The following is a 20,097-nucleotide window of genomic DNA, read 5'->3' on the forward strand; positions in this document are numbered from 1 at the left end:
GAAATCAAGCGCGCCCAGGTCGAAGGTCTGGAAGGCTATCCGGTCTACACCCGCAAGGTGTACACCGACGTTTCCTACATCGCCTGCGCACGCAAACTGCTGTCGGTGCCGGAAGTCATCTACCCGCAGTTCGCCACGCACAATGCCCACACCCTGTCGGCGATTTACCACATCGCTGGTCAGAACTATTACCCGGGCCAGTATGAATTCCAGTGCCTGCACGGCATGGGCGAACCTTTGTACGAGCAGGTTGTAGGCAAAGTTTCCGAAGGCAAGTTGAACCGTCCGTGCCGCGTGTACGCCCCGGTCGGCACCCACGAAACCCTGCTGGCATACCTCGTGCGTCGCCTGCTGGAAAACGGCGCGAACACCTCGTTCGTCAACCGCATCGCCGACCAGTCGATTTCGATTCAGGAACTGGTGGCCGATCCGGTTGCGCAGATCGAGCAGATGGCAACCGTGGAAGGTGGTTTCGGCCTGCCGCACCCACGCATTCCGCTGCCGCGTGACCTGTACGGTTCAGAGCGTGCCAACTCCAGCGGCATCGACATGGCCAACGAACATCGTCTGGCCTCGTTGTCCTGCGCATTGCTCGCCACCGCGCACAATGACTGGAAAGCCGCGCCGATGCTCGGTTGCGCTTCCAGCACTGAGACGCCTGCGCCGGTGCTGAACCCGGCAGACCATCGTGATGTGGTCGGCCACGTTCAAGAAGCCACTGTCGAAGACGTCGACAACGCCATTCAATGCGCCCTCAACGCCGCACCGATCTGGCAGGCCACCCCGCCGGCTGAACGTGCGGCGATTCTGGAACGCGCCGCTGATTTGATGGAAGGCGAGATCCAGCCGCTGATGGGCCTGCTGGCCCGCGAAGCCGGCAAGACCTTCGCCAACGCCATCGCTGAAGTCCGCGAAGCGGTCGACTTCCTGCGTTATTACGCGGTGCAGGCACGCAACGATTTCAGCAACGACGCCCACCGCCCACTGGGCCCGGTGGTGTGCATCAGCCCGTGGAACTTCCCGCTGGCAATCTTCAGCGGTCAAGTCGCTGCAGCACTGGCTGCCGGTAACCCGGTCCTGGCCAAACCGGCCGAGCAAACCCCGCTGGTTGCCGCACAGGCCGTGCGCTTGCTGCTCGAAGCCGGGATTCCGGAAGGCGTGCTGCAACTGCTGCCGGGTCGCGGTGAAACCGTCGGTGCCGGTCTGGTCGGTGACGAGCGCGTCAAAGGCGTGATGTTCACCGGCTCCACCGAAGTCGCACGTCTGCTGCAACGCAACATTGCCGGTCGTCTCGACAACCAGGGCCGTCCGATTCCGCTGATCGCCGAAACCGGTGGCCAGAACGCAATGATCGTCGACTCTTCGGCACTGACCGAACAAGTCGTGATCGACGTGGTGTCCTCGGCATTCGACAGCGCCGGTCAGCGTTGCTCGGCTCTGCGTGTGCTGTGCTTGCAGGAAGATTCCGCTGATCGCGTCATCGAAATGCTCAAAGGTGCCATGGCTGAAAGCCGTCTCGGCAACCCTGAGCGTCTGTCCGTAGACATTGGCCCGGTGATTGACGCCGAAGCCAAGGCTGGCATCGACAAGCACATCCAGGGCATGCGCGACAAAGGTCGCAACGTGTACCAGGTAGCGATTGCCGACACCGAAGAAGTCAAACGCGGCACCTTCGTCATGCCGACCCTGATCGAACTGGAAAGCTTCGATGAGCTGCAACGCGAGATCTTCGGTCCGGTGCTGCACGTGGTGCGCTACAAGCGTAAAGAAATCGATCAACTGATCGGCCAGATCAACGCTTCCGGTTATGGCCTGACCCTCGGCGTGCACACCCGCATCGACGAGACCATCGCCAAGGTGATCGACAACGTCAACGCCGGTAACGTCTACGTCAACCGCAACATCGTCGGTGCCGTGGTCGGCGTGCAGCCATTCGGCGGCGAAGGCCTGTCGGGCACTGGCCCGAAAGCCGGCGGCCCGCTGTATCTGTACCGTTTGTTGTCGACGCGTCCTACCGATGCGATCGAACAGTCCTTCGCTCGCGGTGATGCTGCCGTGGCACCGGACGTTCGCCTGCGCGACGCCATGAGCAAGCCGCTGAACGCTCTGAAAGCCTGGGCCGATAGCAACAAGTTTGCCGACCTGAGCACCCTGAGCGTGCAGTACGCTGCGCAGTCGCAAAGCGGCATCACCCGCGTACTGGCCGGCCCGACCGGTGAGAAGAACAGCTACGCAATCCTGCCGCGTGAGCACGTGCTGTGCCTGGCGGAAGTCGAAGGCGATCTGTTGACCCAACTGGCGGCAGTGCTGGCGGTAGGCGGTTCGGCGGTATGGCCGGAGTCCGACATCAGCAAGGCATTGTTCCCACGCCTGCCGAAGGAAATTCAGGCGCGGATCAAGCTGGTTTCTGACTGGAACAAGGACGACGTGGTGTTCGATGCGGTTCTGCATCACGGTCATTCCGACCAGTTGCGTGGCGTTTGCCAGCAAATCGCCAAGCGTGCCGGTGCCATTGTTGGTGTTCAGGGCTTGTCCCAGGGCGAGACCAATATTGCCCTGGAGCGTCTGGTGATCGAGCGGGCGTTGAGCGTCAACACGGCGGCAGCGGGTGGTAATGCCAGCCTGATGACCATCGGCTAAACCCGATAAACCGGGCAGCCGCAATGGCTGCCCGGTGAGCAATACCCCCTGTGGGAGCGAGCCTGCTCGCGAAGACGGAGTGTCAGTCGACATCAATATCGGCTGACCGACCGCCTTCGCGAGCAGGCTCGCTCCCACAGTGTTTTGTGGTGTTTGTTAAGTCGGCGCTCTGGCCCAACATCACGCTTATCAATCATCCTGTTCAGCTTTTATCAGCACGCCTAGACTCGGCCCAATCCAAAAAAAGGTAGGCCGCCATGTCCGAGACGCTGCTCAGTTCCCGCAATCTGGCTTTCGAGCTGTATGAAGTCCTTGATGCCGAGGGACTGACCCGGCGTGAGCGTTTTGCCGAGCACAATCGCGAGACCTTCGACGCCGCCATCGGCACCGCACGCAGCATCGCCGAAAAATACTTCGCGCCGCACAACCGCAAGGGCGACGAGAACGAGCCGCGCTATGAAGATGGAAAAGCGATTCTAATTCCCGAAGTGAAACCGGCGGTCGATGCCTTCCTTGAAGCCGGATTCCTCAACGCCGCGAGAAGTTTCGACGCCGGTGGCATGCAACTTCCTACGCTGCTTTCTCAAGCCTGCTTTGCGCATTTCCAGTCAGCCAACGCGGCTTCGACGTCGTACCCGTTTCTGACCATGGGCGCGGCCAACCTGATCGAAAGCTTTGGCACCGAAGAGCAGAAACAGCGCTTCCTGCAACCGATGATCGACGGTCGTTTCTTCGGCACCATGGCCCTGACCGAACCGCATGCCGGTTCATCGCTGTCGGATATTCGTACGCGTGCCGAGCCAGCGTCCGACGGCACTTATCGCCTGAAGGGCAACAAGATCTTCATTTCCGGCGGCGATCACCCGCTCTCGGAAAACATCGTGCACATGGTGCTGGCCAAACTGCCGGACGCACCGCCGGGGGTGAAAGGTATTTCGCTGTTCATCGTGCCGAAGTTTTTGGTCAACGATGACGGCAGCCTCGGCCAGCGCAATGACGTGCTGCTGGCCGGGCTGTTCCACAAGATGGGCTGGCGCGGCACCACCTCGACTGCACTGAACTTCGGCGATAACGGCGAGTGTGTCGGCTATCTGGTGGGCAAGGCGCATCATGGTTTGAGCTACATGTTCCAGATGATGAACGAGGCGCGGATCGGCGTTGGCATGGGCGCAGTCATGCTCGGTTACGCCGGTTATCTGTATTCGCTGGAATACGCCCGCGAACGTCCACAAGGCCGGGTGCCGGACAGCAAGGACCCGACCACCGCGCCGGTGGCGATCATTCAGCACGCGGACGTCAGACGCATGCTGTTAACGCAAAAGTCCTACGTCGAAGGGGCGTTTGACCTCGGGCTGTATGCGGCGCGACTGTTCGATGACACCACGACGCTTGAGACCGAGTCCGAGCGCAAACAGGCGCATGAGTTGCTGGATCTGCTCACGCCGATCGTCAAATCCTGGCCGTCGGAGTTCTGCCTCAAGGCCAACGAACTGGCAATCCAGATCCTTGGCGGCCACGGCTACACCCGCGAGTATCCGGTGGAGCAGTATTACCGCGACAACCGGCTGAATCCGATCCACGAAGGCACCCACGGCATTCAGTCGCTGGACTTGCTCGGGCGTAAATTGGCGCAGAACGGTGGTGCCGGGCTGAAGCAGTTGATTCGGTTGATCGCCAACACCGCTGAGCGCGCTACGGCGTATGAATCACTGAGCGCATTGCGTGAGCCGCTGGAGAAACTGGTCGCGCGTCTGCAAGTCGTGACCATTGGTTTGCTGACCGATCTGGCGCAGGGCAAGGTCAACAGTAGCCTGGCGAATTCGGCTTTGTACCTGAAGGTGTTCGGGCATACGGTGATTGGCTGGCGCTGGCTGGAGCAGGCGATTCGCGCCGAGGAAGGGTTGGTCAAGGGCAATGCGGCGGATGCCGATTTCTATAAAGGCAAGTTGCAGGCGGCACGGTATTTCCTGACGTGGGAAGTGCCGGGTTGCCACCATGAGCTGGCGTTGCTGGAGGCGCGGGATGATACGTGTCTGAACATGCAAGATTCGTGGTTCTGACTCATCGCCTATGTAGCGCCCCAACACACTTCAACGGTCTTCGCACCTGTCAGGTTTTACAGGTGTGGAGATCAGAAACTGACGATAGGCTGTCTTCGCCCGACATGTAGTTTGCAGTTGCCCGGCAGGTACGGACACACGTCCGCCCCCTTACCTCATCCGAGTAAAAGCCATGAGCGAACATGTTCTCGAAGACCGATCCATCAAACTTTCAGGTCTTGTGACCCTGGACTATTGCGTTCTTGCCTCTATCTCTCAAATACCTGCGCGCAGCGGTACAGTCTGGACGAACAAGGATTTCAGCGAATCTATTGTCATCAGCAAAAACCATCACCGCACCTCTGACGAAGAGTCGCAGATCAGCCTGACGACTTCCCCCGCCAATGGAGCGCCGACCGTTACTACGACGGCGGCAGGAATGTTTGAGATTATTTGCGCTGAAGACCGATACGAAACCAGCAACCGGGTTGCTTACAAAGAACATGCCCGTATCAGCTCCAATCAATGGCGGTCAGTGGTCTATGGCGGTGCAGATTTGAGCGACGAGATGTCAGTCACCAACATCGATCCGTATGTGAATCTCACTGAAGACCAGTTTCTGCTTTCCGCCAGAATCAATGATTACGTGATAGACCCACAGGCAGTGCGGGTCACCGCAAAGCGTTACACCCGCAGAGGCGACCGCTATCAGGTCACCGTCATCGTGCCGAACAACAGCTATGTCAGCGTCACGGATTTCAGCCAGAACGATATGTTCCGAACACTGGCAATCGGCGACAGCTATGCCGTCGATCAAACCATGCGCATCGTGAAAGAAAAACGAGTGTTCTACCTGGAGACGATTGGTGGCATCGAATTTTATGGGCGGGAAATTCTTCTGGCATGAAATATCTGATCCGCCGTCGCGCCAATGCGCCACTTATGGCGCGTCGACTGATCTGAAAACAGTAGAACTCAGCTCAACTTGAACCCACCCATCTGCCGCGCCAGATCATCCGCCAGTTTCTGCAGCATCTGACAATCCTCGCGACAGGCCCGAACCTCTCCCGCCGTGGCCCGGGCCAGATCGGAAATTCCCTGCACATTGCGGTTGATCTCTTCGGTCACCGCCGACTGCTCTTCCGTCGCCGTCGCCACCTGATGGTTCATGTCGCTGATGCGCTCGACCTGCCCGGTAATCGCTGTCAGTGAAGCGCCCGTGCGCTGGCTCGACTCAACCCCGGTCCCCGTCGCAGCCTGACCCGTGCGCATCGACGACACGGCGTTTTCTGCGCCTTGCTTAAGGCTGCCGATCATCTGCTGAATCTCGTCAGTGGATGCCTGCGTCCGCCGCGCCAGGGTGCGCACTTCATCAGCCACCACGGCGAAACCACGCCCCATATCCCCGGCCCGCGCCGCTTCAATGGCGGCGTTGAGCGCCAACAGATTGGTCTGCTCGGACACGCCGCGAATCACCGCCAACACCGAATCAATCGACGCCACCTGCTGCGCCAACTCGCCCACCGCGCCCGCTGCCAAGCCAATCTCATCGGACATGCTTTCGATATGGCGGATGGAACCACCCACCACTTCCCGCGCCTGCATCGCTTCATCTCGTGCAGTTTGCGAGGCGAGTGCCGCGTTGCCGGCGTTCTGCGCAATTTCCTGCACGGTCAAACCCATTTCATGAACGGCGGTGGCGACCATGTCGGTCATTTCCTGCTGACGACCAGAACGCTCGGCGGTGTTCTCCACCACTTTGGCCACCTGCCCCACCGCCGTGCGCAACCGCTCGCTGGTGGCCAACACTTCGCCAATCATTCCACGCTGGCTGTCGAGGAAACGGTTGAAGCCGCGGGCGAGATCGCCCAGCTCATCGGCACGACTGGAATCTAACCGATGGGTCAAATCTCCACCGCCGCTACCGATTGCTACCAGCGCCGCTGTTACCTGACGAATCGGTCGCACCAGCCCTTGGGCCAGCCACACCACCAACGCGAGGCACACCAGGGCCACCGCCAGACCGATGCCGCCGCTCATCCACATCGCTTTGCGCGCCTCGGCATAGATCTGCGACTGCGGCACTTCGGCCACCAGGGTCCAGCCCAAATCGCGCAAAGGCAGGCTGAAGGCAAGGAAGTCTTCGCCGTCGCGCTGGAAGCTGCTGCTGACGGCATTTTTTTGACCGAGAACCGCTTGCGCCGCCGAAGCACCGATCTGCTCCGTCAGCGTGCGTTTACCACTGAATTGCGCCTCGGGATGCACCTGGATCAAACCGTCGGAACGCACGAGATAGACCTTGCCGCGCTCGCCGAAGCTGAAGTTGTGAATCAGCTCGGACAGCTCTTTCATACTCAGCCCAAGCCCGGCAACGCCGACCACTTTGCCGGCCTGCTCAACCTTCAAATCGATGAACAGCGCCAATTCTCCAGTGGCCCCATCGTTGTCGATGTTCAGGGTTCGCGGCTGATTGCTGTCGAGGAAAGAATAGAACCAGGCGTCGGCCGGTTTGGCGCGACTGAGGGTGCGATCCAGACCTTTTTCGGTGATGTAGTGATTGGATTCGGTGCCGATGATCAAAGCGGTAAATGCCTTGTGTTCGGCGCGGATGCCTTCCAGATACTGCGCGAAGGCTGCCGTTTTGCTGCTGTCTTCACCGGCCGCCAGCCAGTCGCGCACCATGGTGTTGCTGGCGATGTCCTTGGCGGCAGTGAGCGGCTGGACGAGGATGCGCTCGATGTCGTTGCGCGTCGCTTCGATGCTCGATGGCAGCGCTTGTTCGACCAGATAGCTCTGGGCGAGACGGTTGACCACCAGGGTATAAATGCCAACCACGATCAGGATGCTGACCAGCAGGGCGGTGCCCATGCTGAGAATCAGCTGCCATTGAATACTGCGTCGCCACAACTGCATGGAGCACCCCCAAAGAATAAGTGGCCGAAACAATGCAACAGCCGTGCCGATTGTATACAACTCAATCGACAATCTATTCTTTGGTTGTGCGCAACCCCATCAACCCTGATTGATGGTCTTGGCGATGGTGTCGACCGTGGCGCTGACTTGCTCTTGGTAACGGTCGAGTTCTTCCTGATGCTTTTTCTTCATTTCGATTTGCTGAGAGCACAGATTCATCGCCGCCAGCACCAGCAAGCGGTCGCCGATCAGCGTCGGGTATTTACGTTTGGTGTCATCCAGCGCGGCCTTGAGCATCATTGCCGCGTCCAGCAGGGTCTGTTCTTCCCCGGCCGGCGCCTTGATCGAGTAGTCCTCTCCGAGAATGGAGACGACTTTTACCCCTGCTGAGTGGTGGTTCATGCGCTGACAGGACCTGCGTTGACACGATCAACCAGGGCTTGGATGCGTGCGGCGGTGGCGCCGTGCTTTTCTTCCTGTTCCATCAGGTTCAGTTGCAGACTTTCGTTTTCATCCTTGGCCTGGGCCAGTTCCGTGGAGAGGGTCTGGTTGGTTTGCGAAAGGGTCTGGTTCTGTTGCACCAGGTCGCTGACGAGCTGTTCCAATTGGCTGAGGGATGCTTCCAACATTTTGATCTTCCAAGCGTTTTTCAAAGGGCGCGTACGATAAAGAAAAGTCACCACAGATGCCAGGGTTTAACCGACGCAAAGCCTTGATTTTCCTGGCGGGTGAGCGTTCTCGCGAGTTTAAAAGACTGTGATCTGACGATCTGGTTCCTGCACTTCGTCGATCAGGGCTGGATGCGACAAATACGCACACCGACTCAAGACTTTAGTCGTATGACCGATAAGTCACCCATACAGCAGTCTCAGCCCGCATGGACGCGGCCCTTTCTTGGTATCCGCCCCATGTCCCTTCGCAATATGAATATCGCCCCCCGGGCGTTTACCGGGTTCGCTCTGATCGGCGGCCTGATGCTGATTCTCGGTGTGTTCGCCCTGAACCAGATGAGCAAAATCCGCGGCGCCGCGGAAGACATTTCGTCCAGCAGCGTGCCGAGCATCAAGAACCTCGACGAGTTCACTCAATTGACCCTGCGCCTGCGGGTGCTGTCGTATCGCCTGCTGGTCAATCGTGAACCGGACGTGCAGCAGAAAACCGTCGAACTGCTGGACATGCGCAATCAGCAAATCCGTAAAGCCCAGAGCGACTACGAGCCATTGATCGGCAGCCCGGAAGAACGTGCAGCATACGACCAGTACGTGCAGTTGCTCGGCCAGTACCGCCAGATCGAAGACCGCATGAAGAGCCTGTCGCGCAACAATCAGGTGGATGAGCTGCGCACGCTGCTCAACACCGAGTTGCTCAACAACTCCGAAGCAATGAACACCGTGCTCAACCGTCTGATGCAGATCAACGGCGAGCAGATCAGCGAGACCAATCAGCAAGCGGCCGACCAGTATTCCTCGGCATTCGACCTGGTGGTGACCCTGCTGGTGATCGCCACGGGCCTGACGCTCCTGTTCGCCTGGCTGCTGACCACCAGCATCACCCGACCGATCGCCAAGGCTCTGGACGCGGCTGAAACCATCGCCGAAGGCAACCTGACCCAGCCAATCCACGTCGACGGCAGTGACGAAGCAGGTCGTCTGCTCGCAGCGATGGCGAAGATGCAATCGAAACTGCGCGACACCTTGCAGCGCATTTCCGGCTCGGCCACGCAGTTGGCTTCGGCGGCTGAAGAACTGAACAGCGTCACCGACGAAAGCGCGCGCGGCTTGACTCAGCAGAACAACGAAATCGAACAGGCGGCTACTGCCGTCAACGAAATGACCAGTGCTGTGGAAGAAGTCGCACGCAACGCGGTCAGCACTTCGGAAGCATCGAAAAACGCCACCACTTCGGCTGGCGACGGTCGTGATCTGGTGCAGGAAACCGTCAGCGCGATTGAACGCATGAGCGCCGATGTACAGAGCACGGCAAGCCTGATTGGCGATCTGGCCAATGAATCCCGTGACATCGGCAAGGTGCTGGATGTGATTCGTGGTCTGGCCGATCAGACCAATCTGCTGGCGCTGAACGCCGCCATTGAAGCGGCACGTGCCGGTGAGGCCGGTCGCGGTTTCGCGGTGGTGGCTGACGAGGTTCGCGCCCTCGCGCATCGCACTCAGCAATCGACCAGCGAAATCGAGCGCATGATCGGCAGCATTCAGAGCGGCACCGAACACGCCGTGGATTCGATGCGCAACAGCACCGAGCGCGCCGAGTCGACGCTGAACATTGCTCGCGGTGCCGGGATGTCGCTGGATACCATCAACACCGCCATCGTCGAAATCAACGAGCGCAACCTGGTGATCGCCAGCGCCGCCGAAGAGCAGGCTCAAGTGGCGCGGGAAGTGGATCGCAACCTGGTGAACATCCGCGATCTGTCGGTGCAATCGGCGACCGGGGCGAATCAGACCAGTGCGGCGAGCAATGAACTGTCGCGGTTGGCGCTGGACCTGAACAACATGGTTGGGCGGTTTAGCCTGTAACGACATTTACCTTGAAGTAAATAAACTCTCTGTGGCGAGGGAGCTTGCTCCCGCTCGGCTGCGCAGCAGTCGCAATCCAGCCACTGCGTCTGCTCTGAAAAAACCGTAGCGTCTGATTTTTGGGGGCGCTGCGCACCCCAGCGGGAGCAAGCTCCCTCGCCACAGTCATCACATGCCGCACCTCCTGTGTGATCACACTGCAAAAACCTTTTTGACAGCATCACATTTCAACAGGTTAGAATCGCTGGCACGCAGACTGCATGGTCAGTTTGTGCCCGTCTTTACGCTTCTGGAGTACTGCCTTTGAATGCGACGACCATCAACAGCCTGTTCTTGATCGGCGCGTTGCTGGTAGGCGCAAGCATTCTTGTCAGCTCTCTGTCTTCACGTCTCGGCATCCCGATTCTGGTCATTATTCTTGCGGTCGGCATGGCGGCCGGAGTCGATGGCGGCGGGATCATTTTCGATAACTACCCGACAGCCTATCTGGTCGGCAACCTCGCATTGGCAGTGATCCTCCTCGACGGCGGTTTGCGCACGCGGGTGTCCAGTTTCCGCGTGGCGTTATGGCCGGCGTTGTCGCTGGCCACGGTCGGGGTATTGATCACCACCGGACTGACCGGCATGGCGGCGGCGTGGCTGTTCGACCTGAACCTGATCCAGGGCCTGCTGATCGGCGCCATCGTCGGTTCGACTGACGCGGCGGCGGTGTTCTCGCTGCTCGGCGGCAAAGGTCTGAACGAACGGGTGACCGCCAGCCTGGAAATCGAATCCGGCAGCAACGACCCGATGGCGGTGTTTCTCACCGTGACCCTGATCGACATGCTCGCCAGCGGCCAGACCGGTTTGCACTGGAGCCTGCTGACCCACCTGATCCGCGAGTTCGGTATCGGTGGCGTAATCGGTCTCGGCGGTGGCTGGCTGATGCTGCAACTGGTCAACCGGATCAACCTCGCGGCCGGCCTGTATCCGATCCTGGTGATCGCCGGTGGCCTGGTGGTGTTTGCCCTGACCAACGCCTTGCACGGCAGCGGCTTCCTCGCGGTTTACCTGTGTGGTCTGGTCATCGGCAACCGCCCGGTGCGCAGTCGCCACGGCATTCTGCACATGCTCGATGGCATGGCGTGGCTGGCGCAGATCGGCATGTTCCTGGTGCTCGGGCTGTTGGTCACGCCGCACGACTTGCTGCCGATCGCCCTGCCCGCCCTTGGTCTGGCGCTGTGGATGATTCTGTTCGCGCGGCCGCTGTCGGTGATCGTCGGTCTGCTGCCGTTCAAGGCCTTCCACGGTCGCGAGAAAGCCTTTATTTCCTGGGTCGGTCTGCGCGGCGCCGTACCGATCATTCTCGCGGTGTTCCCGCTGATGGCCGGGCTGCCGAACGCGCAGCTGTACTTCAATCTCGCCTTCTTCATCGTGCTGGTGTCGCTGTTGGTGCAGGGCACGAGCCTGCCGTGGGTGGCGAAACTGCTCAAGGTGACCGTACCGCCCGAGCCTGCGCCCATTTCCCGATCAGCGCTGGAAGTGCACATCACCAGCGAGTGGGAGTTGTTCGTTTACAAGCTCGGCGCCGAGAAATGGTGCATCGGTTCGCCCCTGCGTGAGCTGAAAATGCCCGAGGGCACGCGCATCGCGGCGCTGTTTCGTGGTCAGCAACTGCTCCATCCGTCGGGTAGTACGGTGCTGGAAGTCGATGATTTGCTGTGTGTTATCGGCCATGAACACAATCTGCCGGCCCTCGGCAAACTGTTCAGCCAGGCACCGCAACGTGGCCTCGATCTGCGCTTCTTCGGCGACTTTGTGCTCGAAGGAGACGCCCAGCTTAAAGCGGTTGCAGCGCTTTACGGGTTGCCCGCTGAAGGCATCGATCCGGACATGACCCTGGGCGCGTTCATTGCCCATAAAGTCGGCGGTGCGCCGATCGTCGGTGACCAGGTGGAGTGGAACAACACCCACTGGACGGTTGCGGTCATGGACGGGAACAAGATCGGCAAAGTGGGCGTCAGATTCCCCGAAGGAAGTCGCCCGGGTCCCGGACTCTTCCTCTAAACTGCGTCCACTCTCACTTGCTTGACCGGTCTCTATGCCTACCCTGCGCTCCTTTTTCCTCGCGGCCCTGCTGGGCCTGAGTCTTTCCGTCGGCCCGCTGTACGCCGCCGAACCGCCGTCCAGCGAAGCCGTGCAGGCCAGCCTGGACAAGCTTGCCGACAGCAAACTGCCGGACGCTGATAAAAAGCCCCTGCAAGCCGTTTTGCAGAACACCCTCAATCAGTTGAACAACCGGCGTGATTACGAGCAAAAACTCAGCGATCTGAAGCAGCAACTGGCCACCGCGCCAAAGCAGACCATCGAGAACAATCGCGAACTGACGCGCCTCAAGGCGACTGCGGTGGTACCGGTAGCGCAGCGGTTCCCCAAAGAGTCGATCCCGCAACTGGAGCAGATTCTCACCGATCGCTCGACCCAGCAAAGCGATCTGCAAAAAGCCCTGGCCGACGCCAACAGCCTGATCATTACCGCGCAGACTCGACCCGAGCGCGCCCAGGCGGAGATTGCCGCCAGTCAGACGCGCATCCAGCAAATCAACAACATCCTCAAGTCCGGCAAGGACGCGGGCAAGGCCGTCAGCGCCGAGCAGCGTGACCTGCTCAACGCCGAGCTGGCCGCGCTGAACGCACTGATTCCGCTGCGCCGTCAGGAACTGGCCGGCAACAACCAGTTGCAGGATCTGGGCAACAGTCTGCATGACTTGCTCTCGGAGAAGTCCGACCGCCTCGACCGCGAGATCCAGGAACTGCAAACCCTGATCAACCAGAAGCGTCTGGCGCAGTCTCAGGAAACCGTCACCCAGCAATCGATCGAAGCGCAAAAGGCCGGCAGCAGCAGCCTGCTTGCCATCGAAAGCACGGCCAACCTCAAGCTGTCGGACTATCTGCTCAAGAGTACCGACCGCCTCAACGAAGTCACTCAGCAGAACCTGCAAACCAAGCAGCAGCTCGACACCTTGACCCAAAGCGATTCGGCCCTCGACGAGCAGATCAACGTGCTCAAGGGCAGCCTGTTGCTGTCGAAGATTCTTTATAAGCAGAAGCAGGCCCTGCCGCGCCTCAAGGTCGACCGCGATCTGGCGGATCAGATCGCCGACATCCGCCTGTGGCAATTTGACGTCAGCCAGCAGCGTGAACAGCTGAGCAATCCGGCGGCCTATGTCGACAACCTGCTGTCCACTCAGCCACCGGAACAAGTCACACCGCAACTGCGCAAAAGCCTGCTCGAACTGGCCAACACCCGCGCCGATCTGCTCGAGCGTCTGAATCGCGAACTGAGCGCGATGCTCAATGAATCGATCACCCTGCAACTTAACCAGAAGCAACTGCTGAGCACCGCGCAGAGCCTGCGCGCGACCCTCGACGAACAGATGTTCTGGATTCCCAGCAACAAGCCGCTGGACATCGAGTGGATGCGAGGCGTGCCGGAGCGCCTGAAACGCCAGATCGACACCCTGCCGCTGGCTTCAAGCCTGAGCGAGCTGACCGACGGCCTGACCCAGCGGCCGCTGCTGTTCCTGCCGCTGGCACTGTTGATTGGTGCGCTGCTGTGGCGCCGCAAGGCTCTATATGCGCGGTTGAACAAGGTTCACCAGGACATCGGTCACTTCAAGCGCGACAGCCAGTGGCACACGCCGCAGGCGATTCTGATCAACATTCTGCTGGCGATGCCGGTGGCGCTCGGCCTGGCCTTGTGCGGCCTGGCCTTGCAGATCGACGCCCGCGGACAGAACGCCAACATGGGCGCGGCGCTGTTGCAAATGGGCCAGGCGTGGCTGGTGTTCTACACCGCCTACCGGATTCTTGCGCCGGGCGGCGTGGCCGAGTTGCACTTCCGTTGGGAAAAACCGCAGGTCGAATTCCTGCAGGGCTGGATCCGCCGACTCGGGTTGGTGGTCATGGCGCTGGTCACCGTGGTGGCGGTGGCCGAACTGCAACCGGCGGCACTGGCAGACGACGTACTTGGCATGCCTGTCGTGCTGACCTGTTATGCCTTGATGGCGTGGTTACTCAGTCGCTTGCTGATCAGCAGCCCGGCCCACGAGAACACCTCGCTGTTTCGCAAAGCCGTCGGCGTGATGTTCACCCTGCTGCCGATCGCCCTGTTCGTCGCGGTGTGCTTCGGCTACTACTACACTGCGCTGAAACTCAGCGACCGCCTGATCAACACCCTCTATTTGCTGATGTTCTGGCTGGTGATCGAAGCCACCTTCGTCCGTGGCCTGAGCGTTGCCGCACGACGCCTGGCCTACCAGCGCGCCCTGGCCAAACGCCAGGCGGCGAGAGAAGCCGGCGATGGCGAAGCGGTGATCGAAGAGCCGACGCTGGACATCGAAAAGGTCAACGAACAGTCCTTGCGCCTGATCCGTCTGGCCCTGCTCGGCGGCTTCATCGCGGCGCTGTACTGGGTCTGGTCGGACCTGATTTCGGTGTTCTCGTACCTCGACAACATCACCCTCTACGAGTACACCAGCGGCACCGGCGCCAACATGAGCATGGTGCCGATCAGCATCGGCGACATGCTCGGCGCGCTGATCATCATTGGCATCACTTTCGCTCTGGCGCGCAACTTGCCCGGCCTGCTCGAAGTGTTCGTGCTGTCGAAGCTCAATCTGGCTCAGGGCAGCGCCTACGCGACCACGACGCTGCTGTCGTATGTGATCGCCGGCGTCGGTTTCGTCTCGACCCTGTCGACCCTCGGCGTCAGCTGGGACAAGTTGCAATGGCTGGTGGCGGCGCTGTCGGTCGGACTCGGTTTCGGTATGCAGGAGATCTTCGCCAACTTCATCTCCGGCATCATGATCCTCTTCGAACGCCCGGTGCGGATCGGCGACACCATCACCATCGGCAACCTGTCGGGCACGGTGAGCAAGATTCGCATCCGCGCCACGACCATCACCGACTTCGACCGCAAGGACATCATTGTCCCGAACAAGACGTTCATCACCGGGCAACTGATCAACTGGTCGCTGACCGACACCATCACCCGCGTGACGCTAAAACTCGGTGTCGATTACGGATCGGATCTGGATCTGGTCAAGGAGCTGCTGCTCAAGGCTGCCCGGGACAATCCGCGCGTGCTCAAGGAACCCGAGCCGCACGTGTACTTCCTCAACTTCGGCGAAAGTACGCTCGACCATGAACTGCGCATGCATGTACGTGACCTCGGCGACCGTAACCCGGTGATCGATGAAGTGAACCGCTTCATCAACCGCGAGTTCAAGAAGCAGCACATCAACATCTCGTTCCGCCAGATGGAGGTTTACCTGAAGAACCTGCACGGTCAGGAATACAAGTTGGTGCCCATCGAAGCGGACGCCAAAACCATCGTCGCCGTGCCCGACGAGCAGAAGCCGCTGCAAGAGCCGCCGCCGGCCAAACTCGACTAACCGGTCTATTCCCAGCAGAATGCTCGGACATTCTGCTGGAGCAGGCCCTTGAAAGCCCTCGACGAACTGACCTTCGACAATCGCTTCGCCCGCCTGGGCGATGCGTTCTCCGCCCACGTGCTGCCCGAGCCGATCGACAATCCGCGTCTGGTCGTCGCCAGCCCTGCGGCCATGGCCTTGCTGGATCTCGACCCGGCGACCGCCGAAACCCAGGAATTTGCCGAACTGTTTGGCGGCCACAAACTGTGGGCCGATGCCGAGCCGCGGGCGATGGTTTATTCCGGACACCAGTTCGGCGGCTATACCCCGCAACTGGGCGATGGTCGTGGACTGCTGCTGGGCGAGGTCTACAACCAGGCCGGCGAACACTGGGACTTGCACCTCAAGGGCGCCGGGCAGACACCGTTTTCACGCATGGGAGACGGGCGTGCGGTGCTGCGTTCGTCGATCCGCGAGTTCCTCGCCTCCGAAGCGCTGTACGCGCTGAACATTCCGTCCTCGCGTGCGGCTTGTGTGATCGGCTCCGACACGCCGGTCTGGCGGGAAAAGCAGGAACGCGCGGCGATGGTGCTGCGTCTGGCGCCGAGCCACATTCGCTTCGGCCACTTCGAATACTTCTACTACACCAAACGTCCCGAGCAGCAGAAGCAACTCGGCGAACACGTGCTGGCGATGCACTTCCCGGAATGCCTGGAGCAACCGGAGCCGTATCTGGCGATGTTCCGCGAGATCGTCGAGCGCAACGCCGAACTGATCGCCAAATGGCAGGCCTATGGTTTCTGCCACGGTGTGATGAACACCGACAACATGTCGATCCTTGGCATCACTTTCGACTTCGGCCCGTTCGCCTTCCTCGATGACTTCGACGCCAACTTCATCTGCAACCATTCGGATGATCAGGGCCGTTACTCGTTCAGCAATCAGGTGCCCATCGGCCAATGGAACCTCAGCGCCCTCGCGCAGGCGCTGACGCCGTTCATCAGCGTCGAAGCCCTGCGCGAAACTCTCGGCCTGTACTTGCCACTGTTCCAGGCCCATTACCTCGATCTGATGCGCCGTCGTTTCGGTTTCACCACCGCCGAAGAGGACGACCAGACCCTGCTGGAAAATCTGCTGCAATTGATGCAGAACAGCGGCGTCGACTACACCCTGTTCTTCCGCCGCCTCGGAGAGGAATCAGCAGAACAAGCCGTCACCCGTTTGCGTGACGACTTCGTCGACATCAAGGGTTTCGATGCCTGGGGCGAGCGCTACGTGGCGCGGGTTGCCCGCGATGGCGCGCCTGATCAAGCGCAACGTCGCGCGCGTATGCATGCGGTCAATCCGCTGTACATCCTGCGCAATTATCTGGCGCAAAAAGCCATCGATGCCGCTGAACAGGGCGACTACTCCGAGGTTCGCCGCCTGCACGCGGTGCTGAGCAAACCTTTCGAGGCGCAGCCGGGGATGGAAAGCTACGCTGAGCGGCCGCCGGAATGGGGCAAACATCTGGAGATCAGTTGCTCGTCGTGATGCGAGCGATGTGACACTGCCGGGCATTTTGGCTTCATAGAACACCGCCGCGTACCGGACAGCGCGGCATTACAGGACAAGGACGTTGCAGTGCTCGGCTATCTCTCCGTTGGCATCACGCTGTTTCAAACGCTTTCAATGCTTATCTACGTCGGCGGCATCTGGGCGTGTCAGTTCAGACTCAACGCTCTGCGCCGCGACGACCCCTCCCGCTGCGCGACGATCGAAGAACACAGGCTGCTCGCCCTCTATTACCCCAAGGAAACATTCGATCGCGATGTTCACCTGATCAGCGGCGCCTATCGAAAAACCGGCACCATGAAAGACTGGTCCGGCATGGACCGCATAGCTGAACTCCCGGTATTCCTGCCTGCACTGGCCCTGCCGTTTCTGAACAAGGAAGGCAGCAACGAGGCCGAAATCATCTGCGGCAAAAAACGCGCTTATGTGATCCGCCTGAATGACGGCTACCACATCGAGGCGTTCGCCCAGCGTGTCGAGACCGACGAGCGGGCTGACGTTCAATGGACGTTCGGTATCCCCGGCCCAAGTATCGACAACGAAGAGACACTGATCCTGGGACAGCGCCCTGCCCGCAAGAAAGAGCGTCGACGCCTCGCGTATGAAATGAACGGGCACGCGCCGTGTCTGCGGCGCTTTTTGGGGTCCTGTGCAGTTGTGGCAAGCGTGTTGCTGTTCTGGGCGATGGCCTTTGAGTGGCTGACCGCCAAGGAATGGTTTGTCCCTTTCTTCTTTGTAACCCTGGCAGGCTTCCTGCCCATGGCGCTGGAGAAGCATCAGCCGCGCAGCGTGGTCAACCGGATTGAAGGCGTTTATCGCTGGGTTCCTGAGGAGGGAATGACCATCGGCAAAAAACGTGTGTCCGTCGACTCTCCGCTCCGGCTGCAAATTGAAAATCACATCAAGGAAGGCCAGACGGTTATTGCTCATATCGATGTCGATGCGCAGAGAGGTTGGTATGACTGGCTGCTCAAGATCGAAGGCCTGCCCGATGCCTATGCCGACTGGCGCCATCAGGAGCACGAAGCCTGGCTCGGCAACGCGGTGATGATGGGACTGTTCGGGATTTCCTGGCTGGTGGCGCATTTGTGCTATCCCGACGTTGATCGCAGCAACGCGCAGGCATGGGTGGAATACGTCAGTGGCGGACTGTGCGTCGCCTACGGCGCAAATCTGGCCAGGCGTCTGTGGGAGCGCCGGCCTGTGTCGAACAGCGTGAGCGCGTCCTGATGAGCCAGCCAGCGTTTGAAGTTCTCGCATTCGTGGTCATCGTCGCCCTGCTCATTTCTCCAGCAGTATTTTTTGTCTGGAAACTCGTGGCCCTGTCCTGGTCGACCCGCCGCTTCATCGCCAAGGCGCAACCCCTTCGCCAACTGAACGACGCGGAACGAGCCGCACTGGCATTCATGGACAGTCGGGCGATCGGCTTTATTCATCTGGTGGGGACGACCATTCTGCCGTTCAGGGAACTGGAGACCGCGCAGGGCAAAGCCGCGGCGGTCTATCGGTTGTGCGGGCCGCTGAAGATTTCCGGATATGGTTCGCAATGGGGCGGGGAAGTGCATTACGCGATTCAAAACGTCGAAGTGTTCATGGCGGTGGATCGACTGACCGATTTCACCCGCGAGCAGAACATTGTCGACGTGGTGTTTTGCAAGAACGTCGGCATCGTATTGAGCTGCAACGACGCTTACTCGCTGGTCGATGCCAGCGCTGCGTGGAAGCAGCGCATCTTCGGCCCCGAAGCACAATAGCGCTCGCGAGACCGCAGCATCACCAAGTTATGCAGCCTGCGCCTCGACAGCAGGCCCCTCGCCTTGCTTGAACAGCACGAAATCGCGCTCTTCGCTGTCCGTGGCGGCGCTCTTCAGGAGGAATCCGATTACTAACCCACCGCCAACCAACACGCCCGAGAACCCGGAAAACGGCGGCTTGGCGAAGAACATGAAATAGAGTGTCGCGAGCATGCTGATCAAGAAGTACGGCCCCAGAATCAGCAACGCCAACTTGCCGATACGGGTGGCTGTCTGCAGTTTTTTGTCCAACACCTGACGGTCGGCTTCATCGAGCAGCAGATCCGAACTGCACTGATAGCAGTTGATGGGCTGCAACCGAACCAGCTCGAATGCTTGGTGATACGTCGGCTTGAGCGCGTAGTTGCAGTGCCCGCAGCGCATGCTCGCGTCTTTGTAAGGCGTGGAATCGGTAGGCGCTGCGGCCTCTTGGGTAGAGCTCATGACAGTTAATTCCCTTTAGATGAAAGCGCGGCTGAAAAAGCCGCGCGACATGCTATCAGAGTGCAACTGTCCTGGCGTTTTGATGGCTCTGCAACGCCCTTCAGATGAATACATCTACTGGCAGCTTGAAGTGATCGGCCAGCCAGCGGACCTGCCGTAAGTTGAGCTGGCGCTTGATCAAATACAGATAGTCAGCCGAAGCATCGATACGTGTAGTCCCTCTCCTCAAACAAAGAAGGTAATGCCCTACAGATCAATTCCTTGATAATCACGACTTTGCCCTCAGAACAGTCTTATAGACTTCCTGTCCGAGAACCGCTCATGACCGACCCACTGCTTATCCCCTGCCCCTCCTGCAACGGCCTCAATCGCATTCCCGCCGAGCGCCTTGCTGACCAGCCCAAATGCGGTCGTTGCAAATCCGCAGTCCTGCTGAACAAGCCGTTCGAACTCAAGCAAGGCGACTATGCCAGCCAGATCAAAGGCGATCTGCCGCTATTGGTGGACGTGTGGGCGGACTGGTGCGGGCCGTGCAAGTCGTTTGCGCCGGTGTTCGAGCAGGCGGCTGCGCAGTTGGCGGGCAAGTGCCGATTGGCCAAGCTCGATAGCGAGGCGAATCAGCAGTTGTCGGCCCAGTTGGGGATTCGCTCGATTCCGAGCCTGATTCTGTTCAAGAACGGCCGGGAAGTGGCACGGCAGAGTGGCGCGTTTCCGTTGCCGCAGTTGATGGCGTGGCTGCGTAGCCAAGGTATCTGACACACCAAAAA

At 59.8% G+C, this 20,097-nt stretch carries 13 protein-coding genes and 3 pseudogenes; 11 read left to right on the plus strand and 5 right to left on the minus strand.

Features of this window, described 5'->3' with window-relative positions:
• From putA to ACIOWE_RS19355, 3 genes are all read left to right on the plus strand, one after another.
• The coding region (gene putA, locus ACIOWE_RS19345; protein ID WP_401394607.1) for a bifunctional proline dehydrogenase/L-glutamate gamma-semialdehyde dehydrogenase PutA at nucleotides 1-2,640 on the plus strand (2,640 nt) is incomplete at its 5' end.
• 257 nt (nucleotides 2,641-2,897) lie between these two features.
• Complete coding sequence (locus ACIOWE_RS19350) at nucleotides 2,898-4,700, plus strand: acyl-CoA dehydrogenase (RefSeq protein WP_401394610.1); 1,803 nt, start codon at nucleotides 2,898-2,900, stop codon at nucleotides 4,698-4,700.
• A 172-nt stretch (nucleotides 4,701-4,872) separates the two neighbouring features.
• Complete coding sequence (locus ACIOWE_RS19355; RefSeq protein WP_401394613.1) at nucleotides 4,873-5,586, plus strand: hypothetical protein; 714 nt, start codon at nucleotides 4,873-4,875, stop codon at nucleotides 5,584-5,586.
• Between the two features lie 68 nt (nucleotides 5,587-5,654).
• Here the strand turns inward: ACIOWE_RS19355 and ACIOWE_RS19360 are convergent, their stop codons facing one another.
• From ACIOWE_RS19360 to ACIOWE_RS19375, 4 genes and pseudogenes are all read right to left on the minus strand, one after another.
• Complete coding sequence (locus ACIOWE_RS19360; RefSeq protein ID WP_401394749.1) at nucleotides 5,655-6,500, minus strand: methyl-accepting chemotaxis protein; 846 nt, start codon at nucleotides 6,498-6,500, stop codon at nucleotides 5,655-5,657.
• Nucleotides 6,501-6,521: 21 nt separating this feature from the next.
• A pseudogene (locus ACIOWE_RS19365) lies at nucleotides 6,522-7,592 on the minus strand (cache domain-containing protein); the annotation flags it as partial.
• A gap of 99 nt (nucleotides 7,593-7,691) precedes the next feature.
• Nucleotides 7,692-7,994, minus strand: a complete 303-nt coding sequence (locus ACIOWE_RS19370) for a cell division protein ZapA (RefSeq protein WP_401394616.1) — start codon at nucleotides 7,992-7,994, stop codon at nucleotides 7,692-7,694.
• Nucleotides 7,991-8,221 (minus strand): hypothetical protein, encoded by a 231-nt coding sequence (locus tag ACIOWE_RS19375; RefSeq protein WP_042557307.1) that lies wholly within the window; start codon nucleotides 8,219-8,221, stop codon nucleotides 7,991-7,993. The genes ACIOWE_RS19370 and ACIOWE_RS19375 overlap by 4 nt, the downstream gene beginning before the upstream one ends.
• A 345-nt stretch (nucleotides 8,222-8,566) precedes the next feature.
• Here ACIOWE_RS19375 and ACIOWE_RS19380 point away from each other — a divergent pair.
• The 7 genes and pseudogenes from ACIOWE_RS19380 to ACIOWE_RS19410 all read left to right on the plus strand — a co-directional run.
• Nucleotides 8,567-9,223 (plus strand): annotated as a pseudogene (locus ACIOWE_RS19380) (MCP four helix bundle domain-containing protein); the annotation flags it as partial.
• Nucleotides 9,224-9,526: 303 nt separating this feature from the next.
• Nucleotides 9,527-10,126: pseudogene (locus ACIOWE_RS19385) on the plus strand (methyl-accepting chemotaxis protein); the annotation flags it as partial.
• Nucleotides 10,127-10,429: 303 nt separating this feature from the next.
• The gene (locus tag ACIOWE_RS19390) at nucleotides 10,430-12,172 is read left to right on the plus strand and encodes a potassium/proton antiporter (protein ID WP_201235855.1); all 1,743 of its coding nucleotides are present in this window, start codon (nucleotides 10,430-10,432) and stop codon (nucleotides 12,170-12,172) included.
• 34 nt (nucleotides 12,173-12,206) lie between these two features.
• Nucleotides 12,207-15,560: a mechanosensitive channel MscK gene (mscK, locus tag ACIOWE_RS19395; protein ID WP_401394619.1), complete on the plus strand. Its 3,354-nt coding sequence runs from the start codon at nucleotides 12,207-12,209 to the stop codon at nucleotides 15,558-15,560.
• 48 nt (nucleotides 15,561-15,608) lie between these two features.
• Nucleotides 15,609-17,072 carry a protein adenylyltransferase SelO gene (gene selO, locus ACIOWE_RS19400; protein WP_401394622.1) on the plus strand — a complete coding sequence of 488 codons (1,464 nt, stop codon included), beginning with the start codon at nucleotides 15,609-15,611 and terminating at the stop codon, nucleotides 17,070-17,072.
• A 90-nt stretch (nucleotides 17,073-17,162) separates the two neighbouring features.
• Nucleotides 17,163-18,323: a hypothetical protein gene (locus ACIOWE_RS19405; protein WP_401394625.1), complete on the plus strand. Its 1,161-nt coding sequence runs from the start codon at nucleotides 17,163-17,165 to the stop codon at nucleotides 18,321-18,323.
• A complete protein-coding gene (locus ACIOWE_RS19410) occupies nucleotides 18,323-18,847 on the plus strand; it encodes a hypothetical protein (RefSeq protein WP_401394628.1) in 525 nt (174 codons plus the stop codon). The genes ACIOWE_RS19405 and ACIOWE_RS19410 overlap by 1 nt, the downstream gene beginning before the upstream one ends.
• Nucleotides 18,848-18,874: 27 nt before the next feature.
• Here the strand turns inward: ACIOWE_RS19410 and ACIOWE_RS19415 are convergent, their stop codons facing one another.
• Entirely contained in the window at nucleotides 18,875-19,330 is a 456-nt protein-coding gene (locus ACIOWE_RS19415) for a hypothetical protein (protein ID WP_401394630.1), read from the minus strand.
• Nucleotides 19,331-19,651: 321 nt separating this feature from the next.
• Here ACIOWE_RS19415 and trxC point away from each other — a divergent pair, with 321 nt between their 5' ends.
• Nucleotides 19,652-20,086, plus strand: a complete 435-nt coding sequence (trxC, locus tag ACIOWE_RS19420; protein ID WP_213027325.1) for a thioredoxin TrxC — start codon at nucleotides 19,652-19,654, stop codon at nucleotides 20,084-20,086.
• Nucleotides 20,087-20,097: the final 11 nt, after the last annotated feature.

The organism is Pseudomonas sp. NPDC087598, from assembly GCF_044743525.1.
Lineage (GTDB): Bacteria > Pseudomonadota > Gammaproteobacteria > Pseudomonadales > Pseudomonadaceae > Aquipseudomonas.